1 protein-coding gene and 1 pseudogene are annotated in these 688 nt (G+C 42.9%); both read right to left on the bottom strand.

The features are described from left to right. Nucleotides 1-594: type VI secretion system baseplate subunit TssF (locus tag R8N49_RS27350; protein WP_318190480.1), on the bottom strand; the 594-nt coding region annotated here is incomplete at its 3' end. Further along, nucleotides 591-688, bottom strand: a pseudogene (locus tag R8N49_RS27345) (type VI secretion system baseplate subunit TssE); the annotation flags it as partial. The pseudogene R8N49_RS27345 and the gene R8N49_RS27350, both read right to left, overlap by 4 nt.

The raw sequence follows: 688 nt of genomic DNA, 5'->3' as shown, positions 1-688 counted from the left end.
TATCTTGAGTGTTAATTGCGTCTGTCCATTTAAGTACAAACGCAAACAATCGATACCCATGAAATTGATAGAGGACTCTGAATCATGAGCACTCAGCTGACACCTTAGTACAGAGTGCGCATTATGCTCCCACTTAGAGCCAGTAGGCTTGAAAGGCGCGTTCTCAAATGAACCAGAGATAATATCGAGTGGATACATTGTTGTCGGGTAACCGGTTCGAAACTGGCAATCTTGATATCCAGGGGCACTAACTTCGACTCTTTCACCCACAGGAATAGCAAATGAACTAGTGGTTGACTCTGAACAGTTCAATTTGATTACTGACATCGAAGGAATTGGCGCATGAAAGTCCGGATATAACTGTCCCATCAGTGATTCCGTAAACTGTGGGTAACTGTTATCCAGACTTTGTCTTATCCGAGCGGTTAAAAAAGCACAACCTTCCAACAGACGTTCAACATGTGGGTCTTCAACTTGTTCTTCGCTGATACGTAACCTAGCCGCAATTTTAGGATATTGCTCGCCAAACTCTTGTCCTTTGTGTCGCAGATAGGCCAATTCACGATTGTAGTATTTTAGAAACTCTTCACTCATTTCGCTCGACTCAACTTCATTCCTAAGTTCACTGGCTCGACTTCCGAATTGAATTTCAACTCGTGGATGTCATTATCAATCAAACAAGTTGCGC

Source organism: Vibrio sp. 1978, from assembly GCF_033344345.1.
The sequence above is the reverse complement of the archived record's forward strand: the minus strand, read 5'-3'. Positions and strand labels throughout refer to the sequence as shown.